A 7,077-nucleotide genomic window follows, 5' to 3' on the forward strand; every position below is an offset into this window, starting at 1 on the left:
GGACGGCCTGCCCGGCCGGCCGGTTCGATCGTCCTGGGTCGATCGGCCGGGCCCGGCGTGAGTGCTTGGGCGGGCTGCCCGGCGCCCGGGAAGATGACGGCATGGCTTCCGCCTTCATCGGGCGTGCCGCGGAACTCCGCCGGCTCGCCGACCTGCTGGCCGCGGCACGCGACGAGCGCCGCCCCGCCACCGTCCTGATCGGCGGCGAGGCGGGCGTCGGCAAGAGCGAGCTGCTCAACCTGTTCTGCGAGCAGGCCGCGGCAGCGGGGGCTCAGGTGCTGTCCGGCGCGTGCATCGAGCTGGGCTCGGGCGCCATCCCGTACGGACCGCTGATCGAGGCGCTGCGCCGGCTGGTGCGCGAGCGCACCGAGGAGAAGGCGCGGGAGCTGGCCGGCCCGGCCTGGACCGAGCTCGCCCCGCTGATCTCGGACTTCACCGGCGCGGAGGCGCCAGTCGGGGGCCAGGGCTCGCAGCTGAGCGTCTTCGGCGCCGTCTCCCGGCTGCTGGACCACATCGGCCGGACCGCGCCGCTGGTGCTGATCTTCGAGGACGTGCACTGGGCCGATCCGTCCACCCTGGACCTGATCGCCTACCTGACCCGCATGGGCTCCGACGAGCGGCTGCTGCTGATCTGCACCCACCGCAGCGACCTGGAACGCGGTCACCCGGTGCGCCGGGTGCTGGCCGCCCCGCAGTTCAGCCGGGGTATGCACCGCATCTCGCTCTCCCGCTTCACCACGGCCGAGATGCGGGAGCTGATCGCCGCGCTGGCGGCCGAGCAGGCCGGCCCGGAGCGGGTGGCGCGCTGCGCCGAGCTGGCCGACGGCAACCCGTACTTCGCGTCGCAGCTGGTGGCCGCCGGTTACCTGGCGGACCCGGACCGCCTGCCGGAGACGGTCGCGGACATGATGGCGGTCCGGCTGGAGCAGCTCAGTCCCACCGCGGCCAAGGTGGTCGAGGTCGCGGCGGTGGCGGGCCGCCGGGTCGGCGACCGGCTGCTGGGCGCGGTGAGCGGACTCGACGCCGGGTCGCTGGCCGACGCGCTGCAGGAGTGCCTCGACCAGCTCGTCCTCGTCGAGGACCGGGCCGAGCGCGGGTATGCCTTCCAGCACGCGCTGCTGCGCGCGGCCGCCTACGAGCGGATCGCCGAACTGCGGCGCAGGCTCCGGCACGAGGCGGTGGCGCGGGCGCTGGCGGCGGAGGTGGGCAGGCGGCCGGAGCTGCTGCCGGAGCTGGCGTACCACTGGTTCGCGGCCGAGCGGGAGCCGGAGGCGCTGGCCTGGGCGGTGCGCGCGGGGGACCTCGCGGTGCGGATGCGGGCCTTCCAGGAGGCGGAGACGCAGTACCGGCGGGCGCTGGACCTGTGGCCGGGGGTGCCCGACGCGGCGGCCGTGGCCGGCACGGCCAAGCTCCGGGTGCTGACCGTGGCGGCCGACGCGGCTCGCTGGGCGGGGCACGTGGACCAGGCGGTGCGGTGGGCGCGCGAGGCCATCGACGAGGCCGCCGGGGCGGACGGCGACCGGGTCGGGGAGCTGTACGAGCGGCTCGGCAGCTACCTGTGGGAGGCCCGGGCCGTCGACGAGTCGGCCGCGGCGTATCGCGCGGCGGAGCAGCACCTCGCGGACGGACCGCCGTCGGCGGCCGGGTCGCGGGTGCAGGCGGCCCTGGCCACGGTGGCGGTCCGGGACGGGCAGCACGTCGACGGCCTGGCGCGGGCGAAACGGGCGGGGGAGCTGGCGCGTGCGGTGCGGGCGCGCGCCGAGGAGGGCCGCGCCCTCAACAGCGAGGGCCTGGCGCTGACCATGCTCGACGAGCCGGACGAGGGGGTGCGGGCGCTGCGTCTGGGGTTGGAGATCGCGATCGAGGTCGACCACCTGGAGGACACGCTGCGCGCGTACGCGAATCTGGGGTTGTGCCTGGAGCACGCCGACCTGCTCGCCGAGTCGGTGGAGGTGCTTCTCGACGGGCTGGCGAAGGCCCGGGGACTGGGCCTGCTGCACACCCGGCAGGGCGGGGTGCTGGCCAACAACGCCAGCGCGACGCTGACCCTGCTCGGCCGGTGGGACGAGGCGGTGGCGCTGCTGGACGAGGCGCGGCCCGAGCCGCCCGCCACCGAGACCGCCTACCAGCTGCTGAACCGGGCCGAGATCGCCACCGCCCGCGGCCGGTTCGACGAGGCCGAGGGACTGCTCAGGGAGGTGCGCAGCCGGCCGAACACCGACGCCCGGTTCGTCGGCCCGCTCTACGGGTGCCTGGCCGAGCTGGCGCTGTGGCGGCACGACGGCGGCCAGGCCGCGGAGGCGGTCACGCGTGGCCTGGAGGCGATCGCGGGCAGCGAGAACGTCCTGGTCCGCCTGCAGCTGTACGCGATGGGGCTGCGGGTGGCCGCCGACGGCCACCTGTCCCGGACCGGCCCGCAGGAGCAACGGCCGACGCCGGCCGACGTGGCGGCGCTGCTGGACGCGGCGCGGCAGGCGGTCGCCGGGCACCCCGGCTCACCGGGCACCAGGCTGCTGCTCGAACAGTGCGAGGCGGAGCACGCGCGGGCCGCCGGGGAGGACGCGGCGGCCGCCTGGCGGCGGGTGGCCGACGGCTGGGAGTCGCTGGAGCGGCCCTACCCGATGGCGTACGCGCGGTTCCGCGAGGCCGAGGCGGAGGCGGTGGCGCGGCACCGGCGCGCCACGGCGGCTGCCGGCGGCGCGTTCGCGGCCGCCGAGAGGCTGGGCGCCGGGCCGCTGCGTGAGCAGATCGCGGCACTGGCCTCGCGATACCGCCTCGATCTGGTGAAGCCGCTGCCCGCGGCGCGCCCGCCGCTCGGCCTGACCGACCGGGAGTTCGCGGTGCTGCGCGGGATCCGGACCGGCCGGACGAACCGCGAGATCGGGCAGACCCTGTACATCAGCGACTCCACGGTGAGCGTGCACGTCACCAACCTGATGCGCAAGCTCGGGGTGCGCAACCGCGCCGAGGCGGCCACGGTGGCCCTTCGCGAGGGCTTCTTCGCAGGTGACTGAGGGGGTTACGTAATTCGACGTAAGGCCGGACCGGTGTTCCCGGGCGCCGGGCCGCCTACGCTCGCGAGCAGCGGACGACGTCGATGTACACAAGGGGGATGCCGTGGCACGCAACGCGCTGCTGATCGGCCCGCGCACCGGGGACCTGCAGGGCGTCGGCAACGACGTCCAGGCCATGGCGACGGCGCTGCGGGCGTGGGACTTCGGCGTCACGCCGTGCGTGGGCGACGACGCCACCCGGGCCGGGATCCTGGCCGCGTACGAGCAGCTGATCGCCGAGGCGGAGCCGGACGACGCGATCGTCGTCTTCTACAGCGGGCACGGCGGCTACTGCCTGCCCCCGGAGCACGAGCGGACGGCGTCGCTGCCGTCGCGGATCCAGTTCATCGTGCCGTCCGATTTCGACGAATCGCAGCCCGGCGACTTCCGCGGCATCACCGACCTGGAGCTGTCCGGGCTGCTGGCCCGGCTGACCGAGCGGACCCGCAACGTCACCGTGGTGCTGGACTGCTGCCACGCCGCGCACATGTCCCGGGACCCCGACCGCACCGTCAAGGCGCTGTCGGTGCCGGCGTCGTACGCCCTGCTCTCGGCGCACCTGGACCGGGTCGGCCGACAGGACCCCGATCTCCGGCGGCGCCTGGCGCCGGAGGGCAATCGGGACGCGGTACGGGTCGTCGCCTGCGCGCCCGAGCAGTCGGCCTACGAGTACGCCGTCGCGGAGGGGCGCTCGATGGGGATGCTGACCGAGGCGCTGACCGGCGCGCTCACCGAGGCGCGGGACGGCGGCCGCACCGTCTCCTGGGCGACCGTGGTCGAGCGGGTGCGCTCGCAGGTGCTGACCATCATGCCGACGCAGCGCCCGGAGGTGGAGGGCCCGGCACAGCGCCTGCTGTTCGAGCGTACGGAGACCGACACGGTGGCCACGCTGGCGGTGTCGGCCGAGGGCAGCCGCCTGCGGCTGGCCGGCGCCCTGCTGCTCGGGGTGCGGCCGGGCGACGAGTTCGTGGTCATGCCGCCGGACAGCACCGGCCCGGACGAGCGGACGAAGCTCGGCGACGTCCAGGTGGAGAAGATCGTGGACGGTGCGGCGTGGGGCCGGTTCCGGCCACGGCAGCCGGACACCGCCGTGCCGCTCGGGGCGTGCGCGCACCGCAGCCGGATGGCGGCCCCGGCCCTGCCGGTGCGGGTGCCCGCCTCCGATCCGCGCAGTGCGGACCTGGTCCGGGCGATGGGCGCGGCGACGCTGGTGCGGGTGGCGGAGCCGGACGAGCGGGCCGACGTCGAGGTGCGGATCGACGAGGCGGGTGCGCTGACCGTGCACGACCGCGTCGGCCCGCTGCATCCGGCGTCGCCCCCCGACGCGCCCGGGATCGCGCGGGTGGTGCAGGACCTCAAGCGCCTGGCCCAGGCGCACCTGCTGCGCCGCCTGGCGGAGGAGCCGGGCGGCGGCATCGCCACGCCGCTGGAGATCGAGTTCGGGGTGGTCCGCGGCGGCACGGCGCATCCGGCCACGCCGGACCGCCCGCTCTACCTGGACGAGCCGATCTACGTGAAGGTGCGCAACGGCGGCCCGGACGTCGTGTGGGTCTCGCTGCTCGACATCGGCGTGGCCGCCCGGATCACGCTGCTCAACACCTCTTCGCCGTCGGGGGTCCGGGTGGAGCCGGGCGGGGAGTACGTGTTCGGCCGCGACGACCGTACGGGCGAGCTGCCCGGCGCGCGGCTCGAATGGCCGGCCGGCCTGGACCGGGGCAGTCCCCGGCCGGAGACGATCGTCGTGCTGGCCACGTCGGAGCCGGTGGACATGCGCGTGCTCGAACAGCGAGGGCTGGTGCGCGACGCGGCCCGGCGCGGCGGGTCCTCGCTGGAGAACTTCCTCGACCAGCTCCGCACCGGGCTCAGCCGGGACGTGGTGCCGCCGGCGCCGAGCGGCCTCCGGTTCGCCGTGCGCACCATCGACTTCGAGCTGGTGCCGGTGCTCGCCCCGCCGGGCGAGGAGGCCGTCTTCCAGGTGGACGAGCGGCCCGGGGTGGCCGGCCGGTTCTGGCGGCAGCGGGGGGCGGCTCCGGCGGCGGTCGCGGTGCGGCTGTCGGACCTGGTGGTGCACCACAACCGGGCCTTCCGGGAGGCCGACATCCGGATCGACACGGTGCTCACCACCGCCGGGCCGGGCGGCCGGCCCGCCTACCAGGCGCACACCGAGCGGTTCCGCGACATCCGGGACGGCCAGCGGCTGCCGCTGGACGACCTGCAGGTCTTCCACGGGCCGGTGGACGGCTACCTGGACGTCGCCGTGTGGGTGTCCCGGGACGACCGGGACAGCCTGGCGCTGAGCGACCTGCTCAAGCAGACACTGACCGACGCCGAGCTGCAGGCGGCGATGGGCCAGGTGGGCACGCTGCTGGTCGCGGCACCGCAGGCGGCCGTCGCGATCGCGGCCGTGGGCGCCGGAGCCGTCATCGTCAACGCCGCCTACCGGCTGCTGCGCGGCGCCCACGGCAACAGCATCGGGCTGTACCGGACCACGTTGCTGGCCGGGGAGAACTTCGGCGTCGGCCGCCCCGCGGGCCGGACGGCGGTGCGCGCACAGGACTTCTCGTTCCGCTACCGGGTCGAGGAGATCGCCGCGCCGTCCGTCAGTCCACGGCAGGAGTCGGGTCGCGACGTCAAGGAAGGAACCCGGGTATGAGCCGCAAGCGCGTCATCATCGGCCAGGCGGAGTTCGGCATTCCTGAGAACCAGGTCAGGGAGGTCGCCGCGCAGGTCAAGTCGGCGATGGAGAACGGCGAGACCGCCACGCTCCAGCTGCTGGACGGGGCCGGCCGCGAGGTCACCGTCTACCTGAACGGCAAGGCGGCGGCGCTGGTCGTGGTCGACCTCGACCCGGGCCCGCGGCCGAGCGAGATCTCGGGCTGAGCCCTCCGCCACAGCCCGGACCGAGCTCCCTCCACCGCCGTCGAGGCGGCCCGGGGGGAGCTTCGTCGTGTCCGGGTGAAACTTCCACACCCGACAGAGGCGGTATCGGTGGATCGAGATCGGGTGTTGTGTCGCGGGCCACGACTGTGCAAACATGGCACCCGTTCGCGTTTGGGAGCGCGCCCACGCGATCTTGCCGCCGAGGGCAACCCGTTGAGGGACGGCGGTTTCACCGGCCTTGACCGGCCGTTTTGGCACGCTGTTCCGCCCGCCGGGTTCGGGCGTCCGTACCGCCTCATCGGCATGCCGCCGTGGCCCCGCCACGGCTCGATGCCGACGCCGTGTCCCCGTCGGGGGACGCGTCACCGCCCAAGGAGATGGCATGAAATTCCCGATCAGGCTGTCCGCGCGGCGCAAGGCTGTTGCGCTGAGCGGCGCGACCACCCTGGTGGTCGCGGGCCTCATCACGCTTCCCGCGACCATGGCGCACGCCGCGCCGGGCTGCGACATCACGTACACCACCAACGACTGGTCGGAGGGCGCCGGCACCGGCGGCTTCACCGGCACCGTGGTCGTCAAGAACACCGGTGACGCGCTCACCAACTGGCAGCTGAAGTTCGCCTTCCCGGGCGGCCAGACGTTCACCCAGGGCTGGTCGGCCACCTGGTCCGCCTCCGGCGCCAACGTGACGGCGAACGCGCTGGACTGGAACAAGAACCTGGCCACCGGCGCGTCGACCAGCCTCGGCTTCAACGGCCGCTGGACCGGCAGCAACCCCAAGCCGACCGCGTTCACGCTCAACGGCGTGACCTGCACGACCGGCGGGGTCACCCCGAGCCCGAGCACCTCGGCCAGCCCCAGCGCCAGCCCCAGTGCCTCGGCCAGCCCGAGCGCGAGCCCGAGCAGCAGCCCCAGCGCCTCGCCGAGCAGCAGCCCGAGCGCGTCGCCGAGCCCGACCAGCAGCCCGATCCCGGGCGTCAAGGTCGACAACCCGTACGTCGGCGCGACCGGCTACGTGAACCCGAACTGGCGCTCCAAGGCCATCGCCGAGCCGGGCGGCTCGCGGGTCGCCAACACCTCGACCGGTGTCTGGCTGGACCGGATCGCGGCCATCGCGGGCAGCAGCAGCTCGATGGGCCTGCGC

Annotated in this window: 4 protein-coding genes; all 4 read left to right on the top strand. The window is 74.9% G+C overall.

Going from position 1 to position 7,077, the window contains the following annotated elements; translation table 11 throughout:
- Positions 1-101 precede the first annotated feature (101 nt).
- On the top strand, positions 102-3,014 hold the full coding sequence (locus Cba03nite_RS25135) for a helix-turn-helix transcriptional regulator (RefSeq protein WP_203750887.1): 2,913 nt from the start codon (positions 102-104) through the stop codon (positions 3,012-3,014).
- Between the two features lie 103 nt (positions 3,015-3,117).
- Complete coding sequence (locus tag Cba03nite_RS25140) at positions 3,118-5,706, top strand: caspase family protein (RefSeq protein ID WP_203750888.1); 2,589 nt, start codon at positions 3,118-3,120, stop codon at positions 5,704-5,706.
- Positions 5,703-5,933 carry a hypothetical protein gene (locus Cba03nite_RS25145; protein WP_203750890.1) on the top strand — a complete coding sequence of 77 codons (231 nt, stop codon included), beginning with the start codon at positions 5,703-5,705 and terminating at the stop codon, positions 5,931-5,933. Before Cba03nite_RS25140 ends, Cba03nite_RS25145 begins: the two co-directional genes overlap by 4 nt.
- Positions 5,934-6,315: 382 nt before the next feature.
- The coding region (locus Cba03nite_RS25150) for a cellulose binding domain-containing protein (protein ID WP_203750893.1) at positions 6,316-7,077 on the top strand (762 nt) is incomplete at its 3' end.

The organism is Catellatospora bangladeshensis (assembly GCF_016862575.1).
In the GTDB taxonomy this organism is placed as follows: Bacteria; Actinomycetota; Actinomycetes; order Mycobacteriales; family Micromonosporaceae; genus Catellatospora; species Catellatospora bangladeshensis.